Origin of the sequence: Stenotrophomonas sp. Y-13, from assembly GCF_046267925.1 — a bacterium.
Lineage (GTDB): Bacteria > Pseudomonadota > Gammaproteobacteria > Xanthomonadales > Xanthomonadaceae > Stenotrophomonas > Stenotrophomonas acidaminiphila_A.
In genome coordinates this window covers 2,652,413-2,678,071 of sequence record NZ_CP176501.1, presented here as the reverse complement: position 1 = coordinate 2,678,071, position 25,659 = coordinate 2,652,413, and the positions used below count along the sequence as shown (strand labels likewise).

Sequence of the window (25,659 nt, the reverse complement as noted above, 5' to 3'; positions counted from 1 at the left end):
TGCCGCTGCCTTACTGCGGCAGCACTTCCAGCGTGGCGACGTAGCTCAGCCGGCGCTGCTTGGCCTGCGGCGCGCTGGTCCTGGCATCGCTGGTCGAGGTTTCCAGCCAGTACATGCCCGCCTCCGGCCAGGTCACCTTGAAGCTGCCGTCGGCGCCGGTGGTCACCTTGATCTCGTCCTGCGCGTTGCGGTAGCGGGTGGCGCCACGCACGATCTCCACCTCCAGCCCGCTGGCGGGCTGGCCGTCGACCACCAGCCTGAACGTGGCTTCCTCGCCGGCGAACAGGTCGTTGGGATGGGTCACCGGCACCAGTTCCAGGCCCTTGCCGGTGGCCGCGACGGTGCTCGGCTTGCCCTTGGTGACGAAGGTCTCCACCCGGCCGATGCCTTCGGTGACCTGCAGGTTCTGCGCGTCCTTCGGAATCTTGGTGGCCAGGTCCTCGGCCGTGGCGTTGCGCAGGAAGCCGCCACGGGCGCCGCCCATGCCGCCGGCCGCCGGCTTGTCCTTGGCCGCGGCCAGGCTTTCGGGGGTATCCCAGCGTGCGGACAGGCCCCGGTTGAGGTTGACGATGCGGTAGGTGCCTTCCTGCGCCAGCGGCACGTCGAACACGCTGCGGTACTTGCCGGTGGCCGGATTCTGCGGCTGCAGCGTGCTGCCGTCGGGCGCGGCGATGCTGACGTTGTCCAGCCGCATCGCCACGTGGTCGGGGTAGTACAGCTGGTTGGATACCGCGGCGTCGACCGTCACCCAGGCATCGTTGCCGGCGACGACGGTGGCCGAGGGCAGCAGCCACTGCTTGTGGGCCAGGGCGGAGAACGGAAGCGAGGCGGCGATCAGCGCGGCGAGCAGCGTGGTGTGTTTCATGCGGGTTTCTCCTTGTCCGGAAGGTCAGGGCTTGGTGGCGAGGGTGACCAGGCCCAGTTCGCTCTGGCCGCGGGCGCTGCCGGTGGCGGCCTTGCCCTTCCACTCGAATGGGATCTTCAGCAGCTCGCGGCCGCCGACCTCGCGCACCGCTTCCACCACCAGGGTGTACTGGCCGGCGGGCAGGTTGCGCAGCTGCGGCTGGCTGTCGCTGAAGCTCAGCGCATGCTTGCCGGCCGGGCGGGTCGGCCCGGTCACGCCGTCCACCGGCACCTGCAGGGTGCGGCCGCTCTTGCGCCACCACTGGCGCAGGTCGGGCAGCCACTTGGTGCCATGGCCTTCGGCGTTGGACGTCTGCTGGTACCACACCGACAGGTTGGCCACCGACTTCTGCGCGCCATCCTCGACCCACACCGCCACGTAGGGACGGTGGTACTCGGCCACGTTGAGCCGGGGGATCTCGACGTTGATGTCCAGGCTCGCGGCGTAGGCCGCCGGGGCGGCGGCGAGCAGCCCGCTCAGGGCGATGGTGAGGGTGACGCGCATGGTGCGACTCCGTAGGGGAAACGTGTTCAGTGGATGAGGAGCAGGGCGATCAGCAGCGGCACCAGCAGGCCCAGGCCGACCAGCGGCCAGGTCATGCGCCGCTGCCGCGCATGCAGGTGCAGCAGGAACAGGCCGGTGATGCAGAACACCAGGCAGGCCACCGCGAACAGGTCGATGAACCAGCCCCAGCCGGCGCCGGCGTTGCGGCCCTTGTGCAGGTCGTTGAAGTACGACACCCAGCCGCGGCGGGTGCGTTCGAACTCCACCGCGCCGGTCTCGCGGTCGATGCTCAGCCAGGCATCGCTGCCGGGGCCCGGCAGCGACAGGTAGATCTCTTCGGGCGACCATTCGGCCGCGCGCCCGCCGATGGCCACGTCCAGTTCGCGCGCCAGCCAGTCGGCGACCCGCGCCGGCAGCGGTGCATTGCCATCGGCGTGCGGCGCCGCCAGCGCCTGCAGCAGCGGCGGCGGCAGTTCCAGCTGGCGGTTGGTCACCTGCGGCGCGCCCTCGATCCTGGCGGCATGGTTGAGGGTGATGCCGGTGGCTGCGAACAGCAGCATGCCGATCAGGCAGACCGCCGAGCTGATCCAGTGCCACTGGTGCAGCGTGCGCAGCCAGAAGCCGCGGCTGGCCTGCTGCTGGACGAGATCGGCGGGGGAACGTTCGGCGGACACGGGCGTGGTGCGGGGGGAAGGGAGGGAATTAGAACATTGATGAGAATGATTCGCAATTTGTATCGCTCTGTATCCCGGCCTCGGCGGGTGGGGCGCCACCCGCCAGGGCGGATCAGAAGCGCAGGTTCATGCTCAGCCAGACGCTGCGCGCCTTGTCCTTGTTGTTGTAGTCGTCCTCGAACAGCACCTCATTGGTCACGTCGCCGTAGATGCCGTTGCCGTTGAGGTCGGTGAACGTGGTCTGGTAGGTGGTGAAGTCGCGGTCGAGCAGGTTGTTGATGCGCGCGTTGAAGGTCAGCCAGCCGGTGGCCTCGAACGACGCGCCCAGGTGCAGCACCGTGTAGTCCTTGTAGTACAGCTCCTTGCCGGTGACGGCACTGACGCCGCGGTAGCGCCTGGAGCGCGCCTCGGCGGTCAGGAACAGGCTCAGGCGGTCGCTGGCCTGCCAGTCGAACGTGGCATTGGCCATGTGCCGGGCGCTGTTGCCCAGCGGCAGGCCCTTCTCCGCGCCGCTCTTCTGCTCGCTGTCGGTGAAGGTGTAGTTGGCGCGCAGGCCGAAGGCATCGCTGATCTGCCAGCGCCCGGCCAGCTCGGCCCCCTGGATCACCACTTCGTCGATGTTGACCGTGCGGTTGCTGCTCGAATAGCCCAGCTCGGCATACTCGCCGCTGCTGGTGCAGCGCAGGGCCAGGCCGGCGCCGCACGGCTGGCTGTCGATCTTGTCCTCGAAGCGGTTGTGGAACAGCGTGGCGTTGAAGTTGTGGCCGCGCGGGTGCTGCCAGTACACCGCCAGCTCGGTGCTGGTGCTGGTTTCCGGCTTCAGGTCCGGGTTGCCGAAGAATGGCAGCGTGCCCTGGCCGCCGAAGCCGATGACGCCGTCGTACAGGTCGGTGGTCTTGGGGGTCTTGAAGCCGGTGCTGACGCCGCCCTTGATCGTCCACTGCTCGCCCAGCGCATAGACACCGTACAGGCGCGGGCTCAGGTGGTCGCCGAACACCTTGTGGTCGTCGTAGCGCAGGCCCGCGGTGAGGGTCAGCGGCGTGCTCACCTTCCAGTTGTCCTCGACGAACAGCGAGTACATGTCGTGCTCCTGCTTCAGCCCGGGCGTGCCCTTCTCGGTGCCGAACACGCCATCGGTCAGATCGCCGCGGATGACCTGCGTGCCGACCACCAGGGTGTGCTCGCCGGCGGCCTGGAACGGCACGTCAAGCTTGGCGTCCAGGGTGTACTGCGCGCTCTCCAGGGTGCGCTTGGGGCGCGGCAGGAAGGTGGACTCGGCCAGCGCGCGGCGCTCGGCCAGGCCCATGCCGGCATAGGCGCCGGTGCCGTCGATCATCGCCAGCAGGCGTTCGCGCTCGGCCACGGTGAACGGCAGGGTGCGGCCATCGTTGTTGGTGGCCACCCGCGCCAGCGAGACGAAACTGTTGCCGATGTCCCACTGGCCTTCGTGGGTCAGCGCCCAGGCATCGCGGGTGAACGCCTGCGATGCGCTGTAGCCGACCCGCGGGTCGGCGCGCCGCGCCCAGGTGCCGCCGTTGGCACGGCAGGCGGCGGCATTGGCGCCGCTCGCGCCGCTGCAGTAGTTGGAGGCGCGCCAGATGCTGTTGATGTTGTCGACGGTGCCGACGGGGTATTCCTCCACGCCGCTGTCGTTGATCCTGATCCTGTTGTCGTAGGTCTGCCGCGAGGTGTCGTAGTCCAGCGACAGGGTCTGGTTGTCCGATGGCATCCACGCCAGGGTGATGCCGCCGGCCTTGTTGGTGTTGTCCACGGTCTTGCCGCCGCTGCCGAAGCCCAGCGGGCGGGTGTGCAGGCCGCCGGCCGGATCGGTGGCCGGTGCGTAGGTCGGGTTGGAAGCCTTGCGTTCGTACCAGCTGCCGCGCGCGCTCAGGTTGAGTACCCCGGGCAGCAGCGGCCCGGTGACGAAGAAGTCCACCGTGCTGTCGTCGCCGAACGCGTCGTCGGTCTCGACGGTGCGGGCGATGCTGGCCGAGCCGTGCCAGCTGTCGAGGGTGCGCCGGGTGATGATGTTGATCACCCCGCCCATGGCGTCGGCGCCATACAGCGTGGACATCGGCCCGCGGATCACCTCGATGCGCTCGATCGCGTCCAGCGGCGGGATGTGGTTGAACTGGTTGCCGCCAAAGTTGTTCGGGTAGATGTCGCCGTGGTTGTTCTGGCGGCGGCCGTTGACCAGGATCAGGGTGTAGTCCGCGCCCATGCCGCGCATGGAGATGGTGCCCTGGCCGGTCTTGTCGCGGGTCTCGCCCACGTCCACGCCTTCCAGGTCGCGCACCGCGTCCAGCAGGGTCATGTAGGGGCGCCTGGCCAGGTCCTCGCGGGTGATCACCGAGATGCTGGCCGGCGCGTCGGTGATCTTCTGCTCGAAGCCGGACGCGGTGACCACGACGGTGTCCAGCGTGGACGGTTGCGCGGCGGGGGCGCCGGAGGCGTGGGCCAGCGCCGGCAGCGCGGCGAGCAGGGCCAGGGCGAGGGAAGTGCGCGCGGCGGGCGCGCGGAAACGATGGCGCAGAGCCATGGGAAGACCTCGGGAACGGAATGGAGAAGGGTGCGGCGGGCCGCTGGCGCACGGGCGCCACGGCAGCGACGGAAGGGTCGGGGAACAGGCGCGGCGTGGCCGCGCGGCGACGGCTCAGCGCGGCGGGGGCGCCTGGCTGCGCTGCGACCGCCAGTGCCGGGGCAGGGCGGCCGGGGGCGCCGGCGAAGCCGCCGGCAGGACGGACGTCAGGGTCGATGCGCTGTCCACGGCGCATGCCACGGGACGTGGCGGCGCGGCGCGCAGGCAGGCCGCGCGCGGCGCCTGCAGCATGGCCACGCGGCGCAGTTTGGCGGGTGTTTCCTGGCCGGCCGTCTCGCCCGCGGGCGTTTCCTCGCCTGCGCCGATGGCGGCCGACGGCGCCCGGGTCGCGGGCGCGACATGCGCCTGGCCGGTGCCGGCAGGGCCCAGCAGCAGGCACAGGACCATCAACCCCCACAGCGGCATGCGCAGGCCGTTGCGCAGGGGCGCAAGGGCGGACAGGCAGCGGCGGCGGAGCAGGTGGTGCATCGGATCCCCGGTGGGCGTCAGTGGCCGCCGATCAACGGGCCGGCGGCGTTGCGCAATTGTAGTTGGGATTCGTTATCCGATGCAAATAAGAATTCATTTCATTTAAAGCTGGGTTGACGCGGATCAACCTGCCCACCGCACCGTCAGACCTCGGCCCATTGCCGCAGCAGGTTGTGGTAGACGCCGGTCAGCTGCAGCACCGCGCCGGCGTCGGCGTTGCCCTGGCGCAGGGTCTCGATGGAACTGTCCAGTTCGAACAGCATCCGCCGCCGGGTGTCGTCGCGGACCATGCTCTGCACCCAGAAGAACGACGCCAGCCGCGCGCCACGGGTCACCGGCGTCACCTGGTGCAGGCTGCTGGAGGGGTACAGGATCAGGTCGCCGGCCGGCAGCTTCACCGCGTGCTCGCCATAGGTGTCGCTGATGACCAGCTCGCCGCCGTCGTACTCGTCCGGCGGGTTGAGGAACAGCGTGCACGACACGTCCGAGCGCAGCTGTTCGCCTTGGGACAGGTTCATCACCGCGCCGTCGACATGGAAGCCGTAGGTGCCGCCGCCGGTGTAGCGGTTGAAGCGGGGCGGCAGGTACTTGAGCGGCAGCGCGGCGCTGAAGAACAGCGGGTGCCTGGCCAGTGCCAGCAGGAGGGTCTCGCCCAGCTCGCGCCGCAGCGGCGAATCCTCCGGCAACTGCTCGTTGCGCTTGGCCTGGGCGCCGAGGTGGCCCACCGTCTGGCGGCCATCGATCCACTGCGCGGCGTCGAGCCGGGCGCGGAAGCCGGCGACCTGCGCCGGTGTCAACACGTTGGGGATATGCAGCAGCATCGGGGCTTTCCTCAGTCTGCGGGAGAGTCGGCCAGCGCGCGTACCCGGGGGTGCGGCGAGGCGGCCAGTTGCGGAACGATATGCGCCATGAACGCGGGGCTGCCGTGGTCGAGCGCAAGCCGCAGCCAGTGCAGCGCTTCGTCGATGCGCGCCTGCTGCAACAGGATGGAGGCGTAGTTGGCCTGCCCGCGGAAGTCCCCGGCTTCGGCCGCGCGCCGGTACCAGTCCAGCGCCGCCTGCGGGTCGCGTGCGGTCTCCAGCCCGTCTTCCAGGTGGCGCGCCAGCAGGTTCATCGACTTGGCGTGGCCCAGGTGGGCGGCGCGGGTGTAGAGCGCCAGCGCCTGGCGGCGGTCCTGCGCCACGCCGCGGCCGGTGGCGAGCAGGTTGGCCAGGTTGTACATGCCCCAGTCCAGCCCGGCCCCGGCCGCGCGCCGGTACCAGACGGCAGCCAGTGCCGGATCGTGCGCGGTGCCCTGGCCCAGTTCGTGGCAGCGGCCGAGCATGTTCATCGCCAGCGCATCGCCGTTGTTGGCCGCGGTGGCGTACCACAGCAGTGCCGCTTCGGCGTCGCGCGCCACGCCCTTGCCGTCCATGTACATCTGTGCCAGCAGCAGCTGCGCGGCGACCAGTCCGTGCTGGGCGGCATCGCGGACTTCGGCGAAGGCCGCCTGTGGATCGGAACGCAGGCGCGCGGCCAGCACGTCGGCATCGAGCGGGGGGCGGGAGGGCGTGGACATCGGTGGCTTCGATCGGGCCTGGCGTTTGAAGGAAAGACGGGCCTGCCGGAAAGGCGAAGACGGCGGCAGCAGACCTGCCGCCGTCCGTGTCCCGGGATCAGAACCTGACGTTGAGCGCCAGCGTGGCCGAACGCCCCGGCGCGATGCTCGCGTAGTGCGACGAATAGGCCTTGGTGAAGTAGACCTTGTCGGTCAGGTTCTGCAGGTTGAGCTGCAGGCTGATGTTGTCCTGCAGTGCGTAGCTGGCCATCGCGTCCCAGCGGGTGTAGGCCGGGATCCACTTGGTATTGGCGACGTCGCCGTACTGCTTGTCCACGTAACTGGCGCCACCGCCCAGGGTCAGGCCGAACGGGAGCGCATACGTGGTCCACAGCGTGGCCGCGTGCCGCGGCGTGTTGGGGAAGACGTTGCCGTTGTTCGGCGAGACGATCCACACCCCGGGCGCCGGGCAGCCGCTGCGGCTGGGCACCGAGCAGACGTAGCCGTTGTCCTTCAGCTCCGAATCCATCCAGGTGTAGCCGCCGGCGACGCTCCAGCGTTCGCTGATCTGCCCGTTGATGCCGATCTCCACGCCGTTGATCGCCTTCCGGCCGGCGTTGCGGGTGTCACCACTGTCGACCACCACGCGCGCGTTGTTCATCTCGGTGTGGAAGAGCGCGGCGGTCAGGCTCAGGCGGTTGCCGAACAGGTCCCACTTGGTGCCCAGCTCGTAGTTCCTGGTCTCCTGCGGCTTGAGGTTCTGGATGGCGGCGCTGATCGCGTCGTTGCCTTCGCCGCTGTCCATGCCCGGCGGCGTGGACGAGGTGCCGTAGGACAGGTAGATGCTGCCGTTGGCCGTGGGCTTGAACACCACGCCGGCCTGGTAGTTGACGAAGGACTCGCTGTTGCGCAGCACGGTCGGCGCCTTGCCCGCGACCGGGGTGACCTGCTCGGTGTCGTAGTCGTCCCAGCGCAGGCCCAGGTTGAGCAGCCAGCGCGGACTCAGTTCGAGGGTGTCGAACGCGTACACCGACGCGGTGCGCGTGGTCTGGCGGATGTCCAGCGCCTTGTCGCTGCGGGTGACCGGGTGGGTGGCGGCCCAGGGGTCGTTCGGGTTGGGGTTGTAGAAATCGGTGCAGTTCCAGCCGGTCGCCGCGCCGGTGGACGGGCAGGCCTGGGTGCCGTCGATGGCGTTGCTGGTGCCGCCGCCGCCGATCAGGTAGCGGCCCTTGCTGCTCTTCTCCTCGCTGTATTCGACCCCGGCGCTGTAGCTGTGCTTCAGCCCGCCGGTCTGGAAGGCGCCGGTCAGGCTGAGCTGGTCGGCGAAGGTGCGGGTATCGATGGCGCGGTCGTTGGTGCGGCGCCACAGGGTGCCGTACTTGTTCGGGTTGTTCTTGCTGTCGTCCGGCTGGGTCCACAGGTAGTCGTTGCTGGTGTTGCCCAGGCGCGCGATGTTGCGCAGCTTGTGGCCACCCAGGTCATAGCTGGCATCGAGGGTGCTGATGTCGGCGCGGGTGCGCTGGAAGTCGCGGTCCTTCAGCCCGTAGTAGTTGTTGCGGTCAGGCACCAGCGGCCGGCCGGTGGTGGTGCCGGTGGCCGGGTCGGCATACGGGAAGCCGCCGGCATCGGGCAGGTCGTCGGTTTCCAGGTGGTAATGGCTGGCGATCACCTGCAGCGGCCCGTTCAGGCCGAACGCAATCGACGGCGCGATACCCCAGCGGCTGACGTTGGCGGCGTCGCGGCCGGGGATGTCGGACTCGTGCTTGAGCAGGTTCAGGCGCGCGGCGATGCCGTCGCCCAGCACGTAGTTGGCGTCCACGGTGCCGCGCGCGTAGCGGTCGCTGCCCACGCCCATGCTGGCGCTGGTCTGGTTCTTCAGCTTCGGGGTCTTGCTGACCAGGTTGATGCTGCCGCCGCCGGAATCACGGCCGCCGTAGGCCGAGCTCGGGCCCTTGACCACTTCCAGCTGCTCCAGGTCGAACACTTCGCGGGTCTGGCTGCCGACGTCGCGCAGGCCATCGACGAACATGTTGCTCTGCCCATCGAAGCCACGCAGGAACGGGCGGTCGCCGGTCGAATTGCCACCCTCGCCAGCGCCGAAGGTAATGCCGGGCACCATGCGCAGCGCGTCCACCAGGTTGGTGGCGCCGATCTCCTGCAGCGTTTTCTCGGTGACCACGGCCACCGACTTGGGCGTATCCAGCAGTTCGGCGGTGAACTTGGGCGAGGACGGCGCGAACCAGCTGCCGCGGACCTGGACCTTGTCCAGATCGGTGGCCTGTGCGGCGCCGGCGTCAGCGTCCGCCGCCTGCGCGGCCAAGGGCGAGAAGCCGGCGGCGAGGGTGGCGGTGGCCAGCATGGCGGCACGCGGCGGGTACTTGCGGGTCTTGATGGGGCTCATGGATGACGATGTCCGGGAAAAGTAAAGACGAAAGCGGCAGCGCAGGCGCCGGCGGTGCGGACGCCCGTGAAGCGGAATGGAGCAGGCAGGCGCGGCCCCTGGCGGCCTTTGGCAGGTGGACCCGGCCGCGCGGAACTCAGCCGTGGTGGCGCGCAGGGGGCGCATGCCCCGGAGGCGACCGGTACGCCCGTGCGCCGGGTGCCGCAGGCGCCGGCTTGATCCGCCGTGGCGTGGCTGGCCGGGCCGGATGCGATGCCGGCCAGGGCGCGCGCGACAGTGCCACCGGGCGCGCGACGCGGGTCGCTGCTTCGGCATCGGCTTCGGCAATCGCAGTCAGGTGCAGCGATGGGCCGCCCGGGGCCGCCGGCTCGCCGGCGGACGTGACAACGGCCGCGCCGCCGGCGGGCGATGCGGCGGCGTGGGCCGCGGGGGCCAGCGCCGCCACCAGGCAGGTGGCGAGAAAGCCGCATGCCAGCAGCCACAGGTGCCAGTACCGCCGCACCGGAACGGTCGGCAGGCAGGGCGGGGCTCCGTCGCGGGAGCCGCGCGGGCGGGGGCGGGCGGCATGCATAACGGTAAATTAAACGATAATGATTCGCATGTCCACACGCGTGCGCGACGCCCGGGCCGGCGCCGTGCCGGCTGGGTCAGTCGCGGTCGTCGCGGGCCCAGATGCCGCCGTTCTCGCGCTTGACCGGGAACTTGGGCACCGGGGTATAGGCCGGGGCGCACAGGGCGCGGCCTTCGCGGACATCGAAACGGGCGCCATGCAGGACGCACTCGATGCTGCCCTCGACCGGGTCGATGCTGCCCGAGGACAGCTCGAACTCCTCGTGCGTGCACTGGTCTTCCAGCGCGTACAGTTCGCCGTCCAGGTTGAACACGACGATCGGCGCGCCGGTCACCTCGTCGAACGCGGTCTTCAGCTCGCCCGGCAGCAGCTCGTCGCTGGCGCAGACATAGGTCCAGGTCGCGCTCATGCCACCGGCTCCAGTCGCTTCTCCAGGACTTCAAAGCGCAGGTCGTCGCGTCTGGGCAGGCCGAAGCGCGCGTCGCCGTAAGGGAACGGCTTCTTGATGCCGGTGCGGGCATAGCCGCGGCGCTCGTAGAAGGCGATCAGTTCGTCGCGGCAGTCGATCACGGTCATCTGCATGGTCGGCAGCCCCCACTGCGCCGCGACAAGCCGCTCGGCATGCTGCATGACCTGTTTGCCGACCCCGCCGCCCTGCGCCGCGGGGCTGACCGCGAACATGCCAAAGTAGCCATGACCGTCCTCGTCGGCGACGTGGCAGCAGGCCAGCAGCCGCCCGCCCTGTTCGGCCAGCAGGATCACGCTGCGCGGCCGCTGGATGTCGGCCAGCAGGCCCGCGGCGTCCACCCGCTGGCCGTCGAGGAGATCGGCTTCGGTGGTCCAGCCCACGCGCGAGGCGTCGCCGCGGTAGGCCGAGGTGACCAGTTCGATCAGGGCCGGAACGTCGTCCGGGGTGGCGCTGCGGAAGGTGAGGGTATCCATCGCCGCATTGTAGCGATGCCGGATTTCCTTGTAGATGCGGGGCCTGCCGCGCATGCCGTGACGGCAACGCCGCGGGCGGGGCATGCCCCGCCTCCGCGCTCAGCCCAACAGGGCGCGCACCTTCTTCAGCGCGGCCATGAACGCCTCGATTTCCGCGTGCGTGTTGTAGAACGCCAGCGAGGCACGGCAGGTCGCGGCCACCCCGTAGTACTGCAGCAACGGATGCGCGCAATGCTGGCCGGAGCGTACCGCCACGCCCTGCAGGTCGAGCAGGGTGGCCAGGTCGTGCGCATGCGCGCCTTCGACCAGGAACGAGACCACCGCCGCCTTGTGCGGCGCGGTGCCGAAGATGCGCACGCCGTCCACGCGCTGCAGTTCCTCGGTGAAGTGCGCCAGCAGTTGCTGTTCGCGGGCGGCGATGTGGTCGCGGCCGAGGCCGTCCAGGTAGTCGACTGCCGCGCCAAGGCCGACGAAGCCGGCAATGTTGGGGGTGCCCGCCTCGAACTTGTGCGGCGCGTCGTTGAACACCGTGCCGTCGAAGCTGACCTCCTTGATCATCTCGCCGCCGCCCAGGAACGGCGGCATCTCCTGCAGCAGCTCGCGGCGCGCCCACAGCGCGCCGGTGCCGGTGGGGCCGCACATCTTGTGGCCGGTGACGGCGTAGAAGTCGCAGCCGATGGCGGCGACGTCCAGCGCCAGGTGCGGCGCGGCCTGCGAGCCGTCGATGACGCTGACGATGCCGCGCCGGCGCGCTTCGCGGCAGATATCGCGCACCGGGTTGACCGTGCCCAGTACGTTGGAGACGTGGGTCAGCGCCAGCAGCTTCACGTCCGCGGTCATCGCCGCGTGCAGCGCGTCCATGTCCAGGCTGCCGTCCGGGGTGATCTCGGCCACGCGGATGCGGGCGCCGGTGCGTTCGGCGACCAGCTGCCACGGCACGATGTTGGCGTGGTGCTCCATGCGCGAGACCAGGATCACGTCGCCGGCCTTCAGCCGCGGCAGCGCCCACGAGTAGGCCACCAGGTTGATGGCGAAGGTGGTGCCGCTGCACAGCACCAGCTCGTTGGCGCGCACGTTGAGGAAGCGCGCCAGCTTGGTGCGCGCGCCTTCGTAGGCGTCGGTGGCCTCGGTCCCCAGCGCGTGCACCGCGCGGCTGACGTTGGCGTTGTAGCGGCGGTAGAACTCATCGACCGCGCCGATCACCGGCAGCGGCTTCTGCGCGGTGTTGGCGTTGTCGAAATACACCAGCGGCTTGCCGTTGACCTCGCGCATCAGCAGCGGGAAATCGGTACGCACGCGCTCCCAGTCGGGGGCGCTGCCGGTGTCGGGGAGGGGGCGCGGGGAGGAAAGGTTCATGCCATGCCTGCCTGGTGCAGTGCCTGGCCCAGATGCTGGACCAGCTGCCCGGTGAGGGTGTCGTCCACGGCGGCCAGCGGCTCGTGGCAGAACGCGGTGCTGAGCATGGCGCGCGCCTGCTCGGCCGGCACCCCGCGCGAGCGCAGGTAGAACAGCGCGTTGGCGTCGAGCTGGCCGACGGTGGCGCCGTGCGCGGCCTTGACCTCGTCGGCGTCGATCACCAGCGTGGGCTGGGTATCGATCTCGGCGTCGGCGGACAGCAGCAGGTTCTTGTTGGACAGGTTGGCGTCGGTGCCGTCGGCGCCCTCGTGGATATGAATGCCGCCGTGGAACACGACCCGGCTGCGGTTGGTCGCCACGCCCCGCCACAGCAGTTCGGCGCGGGTGTCGCGGGCGATGTGCTCGATGCCCAGGCGGGTGTCGATGTGGCGGCGGCCGGTGCCCAGCAGCACGCCATTGGCGACCAGCAGGGCGTTGTCGCCTTCCAGCCGCACGTTGAGTTCATGGCGGCTCAGCGCGGCGCCCAGTTCCAGGTCGATGCGGCGGTACTCCGCATCGCGCGCCAGCACCGCGTCGGTGCGCAGCAGCGCGGTGGCGCGCGCGCTGTCGGCCTGCACGCGGGCATGCGCGAGCCGCGCGCCCTGCGCCAGGTGGACATGCACCAGGGTGTTGTCCAGGTGCGCGCTGTCGCCGGCCTGCAGGTGGTGTTCGATCAGGTCCAGCGACGCGCCACGGCGCAGTTCGACCAGGTGCCGGTGATGCCAGGCGATGTCGGTCGCGTCCCGGGTCGCGGCGGCGGCCGCGGTCGTGGCATCGGCGTGCGTGGCGGCCAGCGGCGCGCTGACGAACACCAGGTGCAACGGCGTCGTCGCGGCGATGCCCTCGGCCACCTGCACCAGCACGCCCTCGTCGGCGAGCGCGGCGTTGAGCTGGGCGAACACCTCCTCAGCGCGGTCGAAGCGGCGGCCCAGGAAGCCGGCGGCCAGCGGCTCGTCGCGGCGTACCACCGACAGCGTGCGTACCTGGACGCCGGTGTCCAGCCCTGACAGGTCGCTGTGGGCGTCGCTGGGGCGACCGTTGACGAAGACCAGCCGCGGCGCCGGGATGGCGGCCAGCAGTGCGGCGTCGATGGCCGGCGCCTGCAGCGGCGCGGCACCGAAGCTGCGGCGTTCGAGCTGGCGCAGCGAGGTGTACTTCCAGGCTTCGCTGCGCGCGGCGGGCAGGCCGCTGCGCAGCGCGGCAGCGAGCGCGGCACGACGCTCGTCGTTGCCGCAGAACGCGGCGGCCAGCGATTGCAGGAGCGGGCTCATTACTTGGCTGCCTCGCGCACCACGCGGTCCTTGAGGAAGTCGTAGCCGTGCGCTTCCAGTTCCAGCGCCAGCGCCGGGCCGCCACTCTTGACGATGCGGCCATCGGCCAGCACGTGCACCACGTCCGGCTTGATGTAGTCGAGCAGGCGCTGGTAGTGGGTGATGACCAGGAACGAGCGCTCGGGCGAGCGCAGCGCGTTGACGCCGTCGGCCACGCTCTTGAGCGCGTCGATGTCCAGCCCCGAGTCGGTCTCGTCCAGGATCGCCAGCTTCGGCTCCAGCACCGCCAGCTGGAAGATCTCGTTGCGCTTCTTCTCGCCGCCGGAGAAGCCTTCGTTGACGCCGCGGTGCAGCAGCTCGTCCTTCAGGTGCAGCACGGCCAGCTTCTGCCGCACCAGCTTGAGGAACTGCATCGAATCGAGTTCTTCCTCGCCGCGCGCCTTGCGCTGGGCGTTGAGCGCGGCGCGCAGGAAATAGGTGTTGTTCACGCCCGGGATCTCCACCGGGTACTGGAACGCCAGGAACAGGCCGGCGGCGGCGCGCGCCTCCGGCTCCAGCTCCAGCAGGTCGTTGCCCTCGAAACGCACGCTGCCCGCGGTGACCTCATAGCCATCGCGGCCGGACAGCACATTGCCCAGCGTGGACTTGCCGGCGCCGTTCGGGCCCATGATGGCGTGGACTTCGCCGGGCTTCACGTCCAGCGACAGGCCCTTGAGGATTTCCTTGCCGGCGATGCTTGCGTGGAGGTTTTCGATCTTCAACATGAGGGTGCGGTCTTCAAATTTGAATGTGGGGCAGGGCGATCAGAGCTCGCCTTCGGCGCGATCGAGGAAGGTGGCGCGCAGCCAGCCGGTGCGCTGCCGGGTGAGCTCGGCCCTGTTGGCCGAATACAGCATCGGGTACATCGAGCCGTACAGCACGCGCGGGTTCTCGTCCTTGCCCACCGGGTAGCGGGCCTGGATGTCGGCGTCGCGCAGCTGGATCCACAGGCGCTGGGCGTCGCGCAGCCTGGCGATGGCCACCGGCTGGCCCTGCAGCTTCTGCATCACCTGCCGGTACACGGCGTTGAGCTCGGCATCGCTGGCGTCGGCTTCACGCGCGGCGCATTCGTTGATGTCCAGCTGGGTGCGGGCGCCGTCGCAGGCCTTGGCCGGCGGGGCGGCCGAGGCAGCGGCCGGCAGCAATGCCAGCAGGAGCAGGAGCAGGCGACTCATCCGACCGAGCCTTCCAGCGACACTTCCAGCAGCTTCTTGGCCTCCACCGCGAACTCCATCGGCAGCTCCTTGAACACCTGCTTGCAGAAGCCGTCGACGATCATCGACACCGCGTTCTCCTGGTCGATGCCGCGCGCGCGGCAGTAGAACAGCTGGTCGTCGGAGATCTTGGAGGTGGTGGCCTCGTGCTCGACGGTGGCGGCGGGGTTCTTCACCTCGATATAGGGGAAGGTATGCGCACCGCATTTCTTGCCGATCAGCAGCGAGTCGCACTGGGTGTAGTTGCGCGCGCCGTCGGCGCTGGCAGCGACCTTGACCAGGCCGCGGTAGGTGTTCTGGCCACGGCCGGCGCTGATGCCCTTGGACACGATCTTGCTCTTGGTGCGCTTGCCGACGTGGATCATCTTGGTGCCGGTGTCGGCCTGCTGGCGGTGGTGGGTCAGCGCCACCGAGTGGAACTCGCCCACCGAGTCGTCGCCCAGCAGCACGCACGAAGGGTACTTCCAGGTGATCGCCGAACCGGTCTCCACCTGGGTCCAGGTGACCTTGGAACGGGCACCGCGGCATTCGGCGCGCTTGGTGACGAAGTTGTAGATGCCGCCGACGCCGTTCTCGTCGCCCGGGTACCAGTTCTGCACGGTGGAGTACTTGATCTCGGCGTCTTCCAGCGCCACCAGTTCCACCACCGCGGCGTGCAGCTGGTTCTCGTCGCGCATCGGCGCGGTGCAGCCTTCCAGGTAGGAGACGTGGCCCCTGTCCTCGCAGATGATCAGCGTGCGTTCGAACTGGCCGGTATTGTTGGCGTTGATGCGGAAATAGGTGCTCAGCTCCATCGGGCAGCGCACGCCCTTGGGCACGAACACGAAGCTGCCGTCGGAGAACACCGCCGAGTTGAGCGCGGCGAAATAGTTGTCGCCCACCGGCACCACCGAGCCCAGGTACTGGCGGACCAGTTCGGGGTGCTCGCGGATGGCCTCGGAGATCGAGCAGAAGATCACGCCCTTGTCGGCCAGCTCCTTGCGGAACGTGGTGCCCACCGAGACCGAGTCGAACACCGCGTCGACCGCCACGCCGGCCAGCCTGGCGCGTTCATGCAGCGGCACGCCGAGCTTGTCGTAGGTGTCCAGCAGTTCCTTGGGGACTTCGTCCAGCGACTTGTACTTGGGGCCCTTGGGCGCGGAGTAATAGCTCAGCGCCTGCAGGTCGATCGGGCCGATCTGCAGCTTGGCCCAGTCCGGCTGGCGCATGGTCAGGAAATGGCGGTAGGCGTCCAGGCGCCACTGCGTCATCCATTCCGGCTCGTCCTTCTTGGCCGACAGGGCGCGGATGATGTCCTCGTCCAGGCCCGGCGGGAACGACTCGGACTCGATGTCGGTGACGAAGCCGGCCGCGTACTTGCGGCCCAGCTGTTCGTGGATCTCGCGGTTGGGGGTGTCGGCGCTGCCGACGTTGTCGATGGTCTCGGTGGCCATGAGGCTGCCTACGGAATTCAGGAAACGATGCTGACGTCGATGCGCCGGCGATCAGCAAGTGGGAGGGGGTGCAGCATCTGCGCCAGGGTGACCCCGCGCAGGGCATCGGCGACCACGTCGTTGATCAGCCGCCAGTTGGAACGCACCCCGCACTGGCGCGCGATGCCGCACTGGCTCTCGCCCTGGCTGCATTCGGTGATCGCCAGCGGGCCTTCCATCGCCTCGACGATCTCGATCAGGCTGATCTCGGTGGCCGGGCGGGTCAGGCGGTAGCCGCCGCGCACGCCGCGCAGGCCTTCGACCAGCCCGGCCTGCGCCAGCGGCTTGAGCAGCTTGCTGACCGTGGGCGGTTCGAGCCCGGCCGCCTCCGCCAGCTCGGTCGCGCTCAAGACCTCGTCCGGCCGCGTGGCGAGCACGGTCATGACGACGCTGGCGTAATCGGTGAGCTTGGTGACGCGGAGCATGCGAAGGCGGGGGAATCAATGTGGACCGAAATTGTACGCTTTTGTGCGCGGGGCCTCAAATCGGCCGCCGGCCGCCGCGTTGATGCAGGTCAAGCGGCCGCCTTGTGGCGTCCCGGGCTTGGGAAGCCTGCGCGACTGCGCGAGAATCCTCCTTCCCATCGTTTCCCGGCCATGTACATGCCCAAGAAGATCCAGGCGCGCAAATCCACCATCCACGGCAATGGCGTGTTCGCGCTGGCGGCCATCGCCAAGGGCGAACGCATCATCGAGTACAAGGGGCTGCGCCGGACCCACGCCGAGGTGGACGCCGACGATGCGGGCGACGTGGAAAGCGGGCATACCTTCCTGTTCACGCTCAACGACGATTACGTCATCGATGCCAGCTACAAGGGCAACGACGCGCGCTGGATCAACCACAGCTGCGACCCCAACTGCGAGGCGCTGATCGAAGAGGCCGAGGGCGACGACCGCACCGCCGACAAGGTGTTCATCGAGGCGGTCCGCGCGATCCGTCCGGGCGAGGAGCTGACCTACAACTACGGCATCACCCTGGCCGAGCGCCACACCCCGCGGCTGAAGAAGATCTGGGAGTGCCGCTGCGGCTCGCCCAAGTGCACCGGCACCATGCTGCAGCCCAAGCGCTGAGCGGCAGCGGGTGACTGGACATGAAGAAGGCCGCTTCGGCGGCCTTCTTCGTTCCCGGCAGGTGGAACTGCCCGCTGGTCCGCAGGGGCCGGGCTTGCCCGGCACTGGACTTCCCGGCGAGCTCCAGGCGGGGCAAGCCGCGCATCCACGGCCGTCTGTTTCGTGGCGCCTCGCGTCGTCGCAGGCGCGCCGAACCTCAGTTGCCCAGCAGACCCTGCGGCAGCAGCGTGCCGAGGTTCTGGTTGAAATCCACCGCGATGCGGCCGTTTTCGATACCCACCGACTTCACCTGCAGCGCACCCATCACGTTGGCGATGGCCGGTTCGATGCGGTAGATCGGCTCGCGGCGCGCGTAGTCGGCCAGCCAGGTGTTGAGCAGGCCGCGGGTGCCGGCGTCGAGTTCGGCCCCGGCCATGGCCGGGCGGAACGCGTCGACGGTCGGTTGCTCGAGGTGGAAGCCACGGGTCTGCGCGTCGTAGCGCAGGCCGCTGCTGAGCTGTACGTTGCCCACCGGCATCGGCGCGCCGCCGGCGGCGGCCATGGCCAGGTCGAACTGCAGGTTCAGGCGGCTGCCCGCGGGCAGGGTGAGCCGCGGCTGGCTGACGGTCATCGCCAGCAGCCCGCCCAGTGCCTTCTGCGACCGGGGGAAACTGCCGTCCAGGTAGTGCTGCACGTCGGCCGCGTCGACCAGGAGCCGGCGGCCGCTGACCTGCGGCGCGGCATGGGCGCTGGTGGCCAGGACCACGCAGGCGACGGCGGGCAGCAACAGGGTGCGGAGGTTCATCGTATCGGCCTGTGAGAGTGCGGCGGGAAGCGACGCACGATACCCGGAAACGGTGAATGGCCGGTTAGCGCGCTGGCGCCGGCGTCGCCGCAGTCACTGCGCCGGGCGCAGTGCGCGCAGCCGCGCGATCAGTCCGTCCAGTTCCGGCTGCAGCGTGGCCAGCGGGTGGCCGTCGCCGCGCGCGGCCGCGGCCAGCGCTTCCAGCAGCCCGGTGGCGACCACGACGCCGGCGGCCTCGTTGCAGGACAGGCGCCGCTGCCGCTGGGCCTCCTCCAGTTCGCGCATCCAGTCGCGCGGGCTGCGCTGCTCGAACTCGATGGTGCAACGGCCGCTGCACTGCAGGCCATCGGCTTCGATCGGCGTGACGGTGATGCGGTAACGGTGCTTGCTGCTGGACATGGTGTGGCGTGGGGTCGTGTGGCTTGGCGACCACCATAGGCCCGGCGCGCGGCCGGGGCGAGGCGCCAGCCCATGACGCTGTGTTCCAGTGCAGGCCGCCGCGCAGGGCAGCGGCCCCTGCCGGCGGGCGTCCCGTGGCCATCGCTGGCGGGCGTGCCGCAGGCCGCGTGGCGCATCGGTCCACGGTGCCGGCCATGGCGTCCGTTGGAGGGCAGGTCCCGTGCTTTCGAACCGCCGGCTGCTCCCGGTGCATGTCGGCGCCCGCCGATTGCTGCCGTTCCGGCAACGCACCGTGGTGATGGCGGCGCTTGCGCGCGGTGGCTGGATCTCCCCTCCGCGCATCCGCGCGGGTTGGTGCAGACGCCTTGCAGGCGGGCGCCGGGACGATTCCGGCGTTGCCCGTCTATGACCCGGGAAGCGCCGTGGATGGCGCAAAAAAAAACGGGACGGCATGGCCGTCCCGTTGTTTCGCCCAGGGCGCGCGGATCAGATCGCGGCGTCCTTGAGCTTCTTGAGCGGGCGCACCTTGATCTTGGTGGAAGCCGGCTTGGCGGCGAACCACTGCTCTTCCTTGGTGAACGGGTTGATGCCCTTGCGCTTCGGCTTGGCCGGCACGCTCACGGTGGTGATCTTCAGCAGGCCCGGCAGGGTGAAGCTGCCAGCGCCCTTCTTGTTGACCGATGCGGCAACGGCGCCTTCCAGCGCGGCCAGGACGGAACGGACATCCTTGGCGGCGACGCTGGTCGCCTCGGCCAGGTGTGCAACCAGACCCGACTTGGTCAGGGCTTCCTTGATCGGCTTGGGAGCGGCCGGCTTGGCGGCTGCCTTCGTAGCGACTTTCTTCGCTGCCTTCTTCGGGGCAGCCTTCTTAGCGGTCTTTGCCATGGTTTCCTGTTCCGTGAGCGGATGGTTGTTGGTCGTGCCGACCCCGTCGGCAAGCGAAATGTAGGGCATGCGCGGTGCATCGCCAATAGGCCGGGGCACAAAAACCCCATAAAAATTGCATCCAGCCGCCCTTTTGCCACGGCACGGGGCGACGGCGGCGGGAAAATGCACGGCAAACGCGGGGGTGCATGCCGGTAATGGCGGCGGGCATGGGCGCGGCCGGCAGCGCTGGCCGGCGCGCGGGGCGATGCCCCGCGGCGCACAAGGCGCTAACGAACGCTCGCCTAGGCTGGGGCCACCTTCAATGCATGCACAGGAGACTTGCCATGGGTATTTCGCGTCACGCCACCGCGCACTGGGAAGGTGACCTCAAGAGCGGGCAGGGGCGGCTGAGCACGCCGCAGAGCGGCCTGATGGACAACACCCGCTACGCGTTTTCCAGCCGCTTCGGTGACGAGAAGGGCACCAATCCCGAAGAGCTGATCGCCGCCGCGCACGCCGGCTGCTTCACCATGGCGCTGTCGGCGAAACTGACCGAAGCCGGTTTCCCGCCGCGCTCGCTCGACACCCGCGCCGATGTCGACCTGTCGATGGAGGGCGGGCCGCAGCTGTCGCGCATCCGCCTCAGGGTGAAGGCGGTGGTGCCCGGCATGGACGAAGTGAAGTTCCGCGCGGTGGCCGACGACGCCAAGCAGAACTGCCCGGTGTCCAAGGCGCTCAGCGCGGTGCCGATCAGCCTGGAAACCGAGTTCGCCTCCTGACCCGTCGGCCGGGGCGGTGCGCAACCGCCCCGGCGTTCCGGTTCAGGGCCGTTTCACGCGCCGCGCCGGAGCATCCGTCCATCTCCCACGCCGGTGCGGCCGCCATGTCCCGATCATTGCCTGTTGCAGGTGTCCTGGTCTTTGGTTGCCTGCTGGCGTTCACCGCCTCGGCGCAGCGCTACGACGACGGCAGCTATCGCCCCTACCCGGGCAGCAGCGGCCAGTGGCGCGACGATGATGGCCGTTACGACCGCGACGACAACGGCCCGGTCTACGACTATGCCCGGGTGGTGCGGGTGGATCCGATCATCGTCGACGGCGGCGGCCGCCAGGGCGCCTGTTACGAGCGCAGCGATGGCGATTACGTGTACGACGCCGACGGCTACCGCCGCGAGCGTGGCGATATCCGCGACTATGGCGACGGGCGCGATGGCGGCTATCGCCAGGGCAGCGATGGCGCGCGCCAGGTGGCAACGGTGATCGGTGGCCTGGCCGGCGCCATCCTCGGCAGCCGCATCGGTGGCGGCGATGGCCGCTATCTCGGCACCGCGATCGGTACCGTCGCCGGCGGCGCCGCCGGTCGCGCGATCTATGACGCCAACAACCGTCCGCTGTACCGCCGTTCGGACGTGCGCGTCTGCGAGCCCGAACGCGATGTCGGTGGCTATGGCTACGAGCGCGAACGGGTGGCCGGCTACGACGTTACCTACGAGTACGCCGGCCGCGAGTACCACACCCGCCGCGACTACCACCCGGGCGAACGCATCCGGGTGCGGGTGGACGTCAGCGCCGACTGATCCGCGCCCGTCGCAACGCCCGACGGCGTCCGCGGTTCGTTGTCACGCCTGGCCGATGACGGCATAGTCGCCGTTCCCGTTGGCCAGGAGTGTCCCCGCATGCGCCGTACCGCCGCCTGTCTCGCCATCCTGCTTCCCTGCCTGCATGTCGCGCCGGTCGCGGCCGGGGTCCGGGTGCTGCTCGCCGACACCATCCGCACCGGCGATCCGCAGCAGCCGTCCGCCAGCGCGCTGGCCTGGGACACGGACGACGGCCGCCTGATGGCGGTGGGCGAACGCACCGCGTTGCTGCAGCGCTATCCGCAGGCCACGCGGGTCGATGTCGGCAAGGCCACGGTGGTGCCGGGCCTGATCGACGCGCACGCGCACTTGGTCGGCCTTGGCAACACCCTGGCGCAGGCCGATCTCAATGGCGCGCGCAGCCGTGCCGACGTGGTCGAGCGGCTGCGCGCGTTCGAGAAGACGCTGGCGCCGGGCGAGTGGCTGCTTGGCGCCGGTTGGGACCAGAACCGCTGGGACGATACCGCGTTCCCGACCGCCGCCGACCTGGACGCCGCGTTCCCCGAACGACCGGTGTACCTGGAACGTGTCGACGGCCACGCCGGCTGGGCGAACAGCGCCGCGCTGCGGATCGCGGAGAAGGCGGGCAGGTCGCTGTCCGGCGACTGGCAACCCGAGGGCGGGCGCATCCTGCGCGATGCCGCCGGCAAGCCGGCCGGGGTGCTGGTGGACGCTGCGTCGGCGCTGGTCAGCGCGCACATCCCGGCGCCTGACGCGGCGGTGCGCGAAAAGCGCCTGCAGGCCGCACTGCAACTGGCGGTCAGCAACGGCCTGACCGGCGTGCACGACATGGGCGTGTCGCGCGGCGACCTGGCGGTGATGAAGCGGCTGGCCGACCAGGGCAGATTGCCGCTGCGCATCGACGCCTACGCCGATGGCAACAACGCGGCGCTCGATGACCTGTGCGCCAACGGGCGCTACACCCATCCGGGCGGGCGCCTGCAGATGCATGGGGTAAAGCTGTTCATGGACGGCGCGCTGGGCAGCCGCGGCGCCGCGCTGCTGGCCGACTACAGCGACGACCCGCACAACCGCGGCCTGCTGATGACCTCGCCGGAGGAATTCGAGGTGGCCGTGCGCAAGGCCGATGGCTGCAAGGTGCAGGTGGCCACCCACGCCATCGGCGACCGCGGCAACCGCATCGTGCTCGACACCTACGAGAAGGTGCTGGGCGCACACAAGGGCAACGACCACCGCTGGCGCGTGGAGCACGCGCAGGTGGTGGCGCTGGAGGACATCCCGCGCTTCGCCCGGCTCGGGGTGATCGCCTCGATGCAGCCCACCCACGCCACGTCGGACATGGGCTGGGCCGAGCAGCGCGTCGGGCCGGAGCGGATCAAGGGGGCCTATGCCTGGCAGCGTTACCTGCACAGCGGCGCGCGGCTGGCGCTGGGGTCGGACTTCCCGGTCGAGCAGGTCGATCCGCGGCTGGGCCTGTATGCCGCGGTGACCCGGCAGGACCGCGATGGCCACCCGCCGGGTGGTTGGCAGCCGGAGCAGCGCCTGAGCGCGGAACAGGCGCTGCGTGGCTTCACCAGCGACGCGGCGTATGCCGGACATGACGAGACCCGGGTCGGGCGCCTGCGCGCCGGCCTGCACGCGGACTTCGTGGTGCTCGATCGCGATCCGCTGGATCCGGCCAGCGGTCGCCTGGACGCATTGAAGGTGCTGTCCACCTGGGTCGATGGCGAGCCGGTGTACACCGCCGCGGCGCCGGCCGGCGAAGGCTGACCCCGCGGTGCGGCGCGGCCGGAGTGGCCCGGCCGCACCGTGACGCCGATACCGGATCGCCGCACGGACAGGCCGCGGTGGATGCCACGCTGCGCGCGCCAGAGGGCCATGCATCCACGCCGCGCAGGTTGCATGCAGGTGGAAAATCCGCGCAGTCGCGGCTGATATGTGCCGCTACGGCGGCGGTTGCGGAAGAAACCGTCCGCTCTTCGTCGCGTGGTCGAGCGTGATGCAGTTCACCCTGCGAGAGACGGTGGATCCGCAAGTCGAATCCGGCCAGGCGGCGTCGCGCCCCATGCGGCGGGCGTTTGCGCGCCCCGGCGCTGCGCCGGCCGCTGGGCCCGATCCGCCGGAAAATCCGGTTGCAGGCGCAATGAAATTCGTCTTCCCCCAGACATTGCGCTTTGTTCGTTCACGAGTTGGCACTGTCGGTACGCCCCCTGCGGGCGTCCCACAGTCATCGCGAATCCGGGTAACGAACACATGCGCAAGCCACTCCCGCTTCATCCCCTGACGTTGTGCGTCCTGGCCACCCTGGCCGCCTCCGCCGACGTCCATGCCCAGGCCAAGGAAGAAAGCAGCGATCGCAAGGTCAGCGATCTCGCCACGGTCAGCGTCTCCGCCTCGCGTATCGACCGCCCCGACCTGGTGGCGCCGACGCCGACCCTGCCGATCACCGCCGAAGAGCTGAAACTCGATTCGCGCACCAACATCGGCGCCGCGCTCAACGACCTGCCACAGTTCCGCGCGACCAGTTCGCCACAGACCACCGGTTCCAACACCGGTGCCGGCAATGCGCCGGTCGACCTGCGCGGGCTGGGCATCTCGCGCACCCTGGTGCTGCAGGACGGCCGCCGCATCTCCAGCGACAACGACCTGAACACGATCCCGTCCATCGTCGTGAAAAGTGTCGACGTGGTGACCGGTGGTGCCTCCGCGGCGTGGGGCTCGGGTGCGGTCGGCGGCGTGGTCAACATCACCCTGGACCACGACTTCGTCGGCTTCAAGGCCGGCGCCCAGGCCGGACAGTCCACCTACAATGATGGCAAGGAAAAGCGCTTCGAGGCGGCCTGGGGCACGGATTTCGCCGACGGCCGCGGCCATTTCCTGGTCGGCGGCGAGTTCCTCGACAACGACGGCATCGTGCCGCGCAGTTCGCGCAGCCGCGCCGGTCGCTGGTCGACGTTGTCCATCGGCAATGGCCAGTACCAGCTGACGCCCGATGTCGGCTTCTCCGACGCAGGCTACGGTGGCCTGATCCTGTCCGGCGTGCTCAAAGGCAAGGCGTTCAACCCGGACGGGTCGCTGCGCGACTTCCAGTACGGGCATGTCGTCGGTGCGCTGATGAGCGGCGGCGAGGGGCCGTCGAACGACGACTACAGTCCGCTCAGCGCGCCGCAGAAGCGGTATTCGGTGCTCGCCAGCGGCCGTTATGACCTGAACGACGATGTGCGCCTGACCGCCGAAGTGCGCCACTCGCGGATGTACAACAACTACATCTGGTTCGGTGACCACAACCGCAACAACCTGGATATCGGCATCGACAACGCCTACCTGCCGCAGCACGTGCGCGAAGCGATGCAGCAGGCGGGTGAAACCAAGCTGCGCATCGGCCGCTTCAACAACGACATCAATTACCCGCACATCGATTTCGAGCGCAAGACCACGCAGGCCACGCTCGCCCTGGATGGCTACGCCGGCGACTGGCGCTGGAGCGCGTACTACAGCCATGGCGAGGCCGAGGCGAACTTCGATACGCCGGGGTTCATCCTGCGCGAGGCGTGGGCCAATGCCATCGATTCGGTGATCGACCCGGCCACCGGCAAGCCGGTATGCCGCGTCAGCCTCGGCAACCCGGCGCTGCACTGCGTGCCGATCAACGTGTTCGGCGAAGGCGCGCCGTCGCAGGAGGCCATCGACTACGTGACCGGCACCCCGCAGCAGCGCGCCAAGACGACGCTGGACGTGTTTGGTGCGAGCCTGCGCGGCGAGCCCTGGGAACTCCCGGCAGGCGCGGTCTCGGTCGCGTTCGGCGTGGAGGGCCGGCGCGAGGCGATCGACCAGCGTGTCGGCGCGCTGGACGCGGCCAAGGCCTTCCGTTCGTTCAACTTCAGTGCGATGAAAGGCGCGTTCAACGTCAAGGAAGCCTTCGGCGAGGTGCTGGTGCCGCTGGTCAGGGACGTGCCCGGCCTGAACAACCTGGCGCTGAGCGCGGCCGCGCGCATCTCCGACTACAACACCACCGGTTCGATCTGGTCGTGGAAGCTCGGCTTCACCAACGAGTTCGTCGATGGCTTCCGCGGCCGCATCGCCCGTTCCCGCGATATCCGCTCGGCCAACCTGGGCGAGCTGTTCACCACCACCACCACCGGCTGGAGTTACGTCACCGACCCGACCAACAACCAGACCGTGTATGCGCTGAGCAACGGTGGCGGCAACCCGGGGCTGCGTCCGGAAACGGCGGACACCCTGACCGCTGGGCTGAGCTGGTCGCCGCGGGCGGTCGAAGGGTTGGATCTGTCGCTGGACTATTTCAACATCGACATCAAGGACGTGATCACCACGATCGGGCTGCAGGACATCCTCAGCCGCTGTGCCGCCGGCAATGCCGAACTGTGCAGCCGGGTCGAGCGCGACGCGGCAGGAAACATCACCCGCATCGTCTCCACCTACACCAACCTGTCCCAGTACAAGACCGACGGCGTCGACCTGGAAGCCTCCTACCGCCGCGACGCGCGCCTGTTCGGCGTGCCCGGGCGGCTGCGCCTGCGCACCCTGGCGACCTGGGTCAACAGCCTGAGCACCGACGACGGGGTCAAGCGTATGGAGTACGTGGGCTCGCAGGGCTACGCGTTCGGCCTGGGCGTGCCGAAGTGGCGCGCGGTGTCCAGCATCGCCTTCGACAGCGATGCGTTCTCGGTCAACGCACGCGCGCGCTACCTGTCCGCGGGCGACTACGACCGCAACCAGAGCATCGTCAACAACCGGATCGGCAGCTACGTGTACTACGACGTCGGCGGCGCCTACCGGCTCGGCGGCGAGGGCAGGGTGGAGCTGTATGCCAGCGCCAACAACGTCTTCAACAAGAAGGCGCCCATCGCCGCGACGTTCTCGCCCTATTACGACGTGATGGGGGCCTACTACACCGCCGGCGTGCGGGTGAAGTTCTGAGCGGCGCGGC

General features: G+C 69.4%; 23 protein-coding genes and 1 pseudogene. 5 read left to right on the top strand and 19 right to left on the bottom strand.

The window, feature by feature from the left end; all coding sequences use genetic code 11:
- Window positions 1-10: 10 nt before the first annotated feature.
- The 16 genes and pseudogenes from ACJ7VY_RS12170 to ACJ7VY_RS12095 all read right to left on the bottom strand — a co-directional run bounded on the left by ACJ7VY_RS12170 (window position 11) and on the right by ACJ7VY_RS12095 (window position 16,416).
- On the bottom strand, window positions 11-865 hold the full coding sequence (locus ACJ7VY_RS12170) for a DUF4198 domain-containing protein (protein ID WP_312346899.1): 855 nt from the start codon (window positions 863-865) through the stop codon (window positions 11-13).
- 24 nt (window positions 866-889) lie between these two features.
- A complete protein-coding gene (locus ACJ7VY_RS12165) occupies window positions 890-1,408 on the bottom strand; it encodes a DUF2271 domain-containing protein (RefSeq protein WP_104939374.1) in 519 nt (172 codons plus the stop codon).
- Between the two features lie 26 nt (window positions 1,409-1,434).
- Window positions 1,435-2,082, bottom strand: coding sequence for a PepSY-associated TM helix domain-containing protein (locus ACJ7VY_RS12160; RefSeq protein WP_312346896.1), 648 nt, complete (start codon window positions 2,080-2,082; stop codon window positions 1,435-1,437).
- A 112-nt stretch (window positions 2,083-2,194) separates the two neighbouring features.
- Window positions 2,195-4,621 (bottom strand): TonB-dependent receptor domain-containing protein, encoded by a 2,427-nt coding sequence (locus ACJ7VY_RS12155; protein ID WP_409475707.1) that lies wholly within the window; start codon window positions 4,619-4,621, stop codon window positions 2,195-2,197.
- Window positions 4,622-4,735: 114 nt separating this feature from the next.
- Window positions 4,736-5,149, bottom strand: a complete 414-nt coding sequence (locus ACJ7VY_RS12150; RefSeq protein WP_409475706.1) for a hypothetical protein — start codon at window positions 5,147-5,149, stop codon at window positions 4,736-4,738.
- A 143-nt stretch (window positions 5,150-5,292) separates the two neighbouring features.
- Window positions 5,293-5,970, bottom strand: a complete 678-nt coding sequence (locus ACJ7VY_RS12145; protein WP_104939370.1) for a Fe2+-dependent dioxygenase — start codon at window positions 5,968-5,970, stop codon at window positions 5,293-5,295.
- 11 nt (window positions 5,971-5,981) lie between these two features.
- Window positions 5,982-6,707 carry a tetratricopeptide repeat protein gene (locus tag ACJ7VY_RS12140; protein ID WP_409475705.1) on the bottom strand — a complete coding sequence of 242 codons (726 nt, stop codon included), beginning with the start codon at window positions 6,705-6,707 and terminating at the stop codon, window positions 5,982-5,984.
- Between the two features lie 97 nt (window positions 6,708-6,804).
- Complete coding sequence (locus ACJ7VY_RS12135) at window positions 6,805-9,087, bottom strand: TonB-dependent receptor (protein WP_409475704.1); 2,283 nt, start codon at window positions 9,085-9,087, stop codon at window positions 6,805-6,807.
- A 647-nt stretch (window positions 9,088-9,734) separates the two neighbouring features.
- A complete protein-coding gene (locus ACJ7VY_RS12130; protein WP_313247700.1) occupies window positions 9,735-10,067 on the bottom strand; it encodes a non-heme iron oxygenase ferredoxin subunit in 333 nt (110 codons plus the stop codon).
- On the bottom strand, window positions 10,064-10,600 hold the full coding sequence (locus ACJ7VY_RS12125; RefSeq protein ID WP_409475703.1) for a GNAT family N-acetyltransferase: 537 nt from the start codon (window positions 10,598-10,600) through the stop codon (window positions 10,064-10,066). The genes ACJ7VY_RS12130 and ACJ7VY_RS12125 overlap by 4 nt, the downstream gene beginning before the upstream one ends.
- A gap of 99 nt (window positions 10,601-10,699) precedes the next feature.
- Window positions 10,700-11,956 (bottom strand): cysteine desulfurase, encoded by a 1,257-nt coding sequence (locus ACJ7VY_RS12120; RefSeq protein WP_409475702.1) that lies wholly within the window; start codon window positions 11,954-11,956, stop codon window positions 10,700-10,702.
- Window positions 11,953-13,266, bottom strand: coding sequence for a Fe-S cluster assembly protein SufD (gene sufD / locus ACJ7VY_RS12115; RefSeq protein ID WP_409475701.1), 1,314 nt, complete (start codon window positions 13,264-13,266; stop codon window positions 11,953-11,955). The genes ACJ7VY_RS12120 and sufD overlap by 4 nt, the downstream gene beginning before the upstream one ends.
- Window positions 13,266-13,970: pseudogene (sufC, locus tag ACJ7VY_RS12110) on the bottom strand (Fe-S cluster assembly ATPase SufC); the annotation flags it as partial. The gene sufD and the pseudogene sufC, both read right to left, overlap by 1 nt.
- A 99-nt stretch (window positions 13,971-14,069) precedes the next feature.
- Window positions 14,070-14,480, bottom strand: coding sequence for a lysozyme inhibitor LprI family protein (locus ACJ7VY_RS12105; protein ID WP_409475700.1), 411 nt, complete (start codon window positions 14,478-14,480; stop codon window positions 14,070-14,072).
- Window positions 14,477-15,952 carry a Fe-S cluster assembly protein SufB gene (gene sufB, locus ACJ7VY_RS12100; protein ID WP_104939362.1) on the bottom strand — a complete coding sequence of 492 codons (1,476 nt, stop codon included), beginning with the start codon at window positions 15,950-15,952 and terminating at the stop codon, window positions 14,477-14,479. Before sufB ends, ACJ7VY_RS12105 begins: the two co-directional genes overlap by 4 nt.
- A 17-nt stretch (window positions 15,953-15,969) precedes the next feature.
- Window positions 15,970-16,416 carry an SUF system Fe-S cluster assembly regulator gene (locus ACJ7VY_RS12095; protein ID WP_104939361.1) on the bottom strand — a complete coding sequence of 149 codons (447 nt, stop codon included), beginning with the start codon at window positions 16,414-16,416 and terminating at the stop codon, window positions 15,970-15,972.
- 177 nt (window positions 16,417-16,593) lie between these two features.
- Between ACJ7VY_RS12095 and ACJ7VY_RS12090 the strand changes: the two genes are divergently transcribed.
- Entirely contained in the window at window positions 16,594-17,061 is a 468-nt protein-coding gene (locus ACJ7VY_RS12090; protein WP_409475699.1) for an SET domain-containing protein, read from the top strand.
- 196 nt (window positions 17,062-17,257) lie between these two features.
- Here ACJ7VY_RS12090 and ACJ7VY_RS12085 read toward each other — a convergent pair whose 3' ends face one another.
- From ACJ7VY_RS12085 to ACJ7VY_RS12075, 3 genes are all read right to left on the bottom strand, one after another.
- Window positions 17,258-17,845 (bottom strand): DUF1439 domain-containing protein, encoded by a 588-nt coding sequence (locus ACJ7VY_RS12085; protein ID WP_104939360.1) that lies wholly within the window; start codon window positions 17,843-17,845, stop codon window positions 17,258-17,260.
- A gap of 93 nt (window positions 17,846-17,938) precedes the next feature.
- Window positions 17,939-18,244, bottom strand: coding sequence for a DUF3861 family protein (locus tag ACJ7VY_RS12080; protein ID WP_104939359.1), 306 nt, complete (start codon window positions 18,242-18,244; stop codon window positions 17,939-17,941).
- A gap of 486 nt (window positions 18,245-18,730) precedes the next feature.
- Window positions 18,731-19,129 carry an HU family DNA-binding protein gene (locus ACJ7VY_RS12075; protein WP_104940241.1) on the bottom strand — a complete coding sequence of 133 codons (399 nt, stop codon included), beginning with the start codon at window positions 19,127-19,129 and terminating at the stop codon, window positions 18,731-18,733.
- A gap of 326 nt (window positions 19,130-19,455) precedes the next feature.
- Here ACJ7VY_RS12075 and ACJ7VY_RS12070 point away from each other — a divergent pair, with 326 nt between their 5' ends.
- From ACJ7VY_RS12070 to ACJ7VY_RS12055, 4 genes are all read left to right on the top strand, one after another.
- On the top strand, window positions 19,456-19,890 hold the full coding sequence (locus ACJ7VY_RS12070) for an OsmC family protein (protein WP_240212183.1): 435 nt from the start codon (window positions 19,456-19,458) through the stop codon (window positions 19,888-19,890).
- 104 nt (window positions 19,891-19,994) lie between these two features.
- A complete protein-coding gene (locus ACJ7VY_RS12065) occupies window positions 19,995-20,687 on the top strand; it encodes a glycine zipper 2TM domain-containing protein (RefSeq protein WP_409475698.1) in 693 nt (230 codons plus the stop codon).
- Window positions 20,688-20,786: 99 nt separating this feature from the next.
- Window positions 20,787-22,478 carry an amidohydrolase gene (locus ACJ7VY_RS12060; RefSeq protein WP_409475697.1) on the top strand — a complete coding sequence of 564 codons (1,692 nt, stop codon included), beginning with the start codon at window positions 20,787-20,789 and terminating at the stop codon, window positions 22,476-22,478.
- A 483-nt stretch (window positions 22,479-22,961) separates the two neighbouring features.
- Window positions 22,962-25,649 (top strand): TonB-dependent receptor domain-containing protein, encoded by a 2,688-nt coding sequence (locus ACJ7VY_RS12055; protein WP_409475696.1) that lies wholly within the window; start codon window positions 22,962-22,964, stop codon window positions 25,647-25,649.
- The last annotated feature ends 10 nt before the right edge of the window (window positions 25,650-25,659 follow it).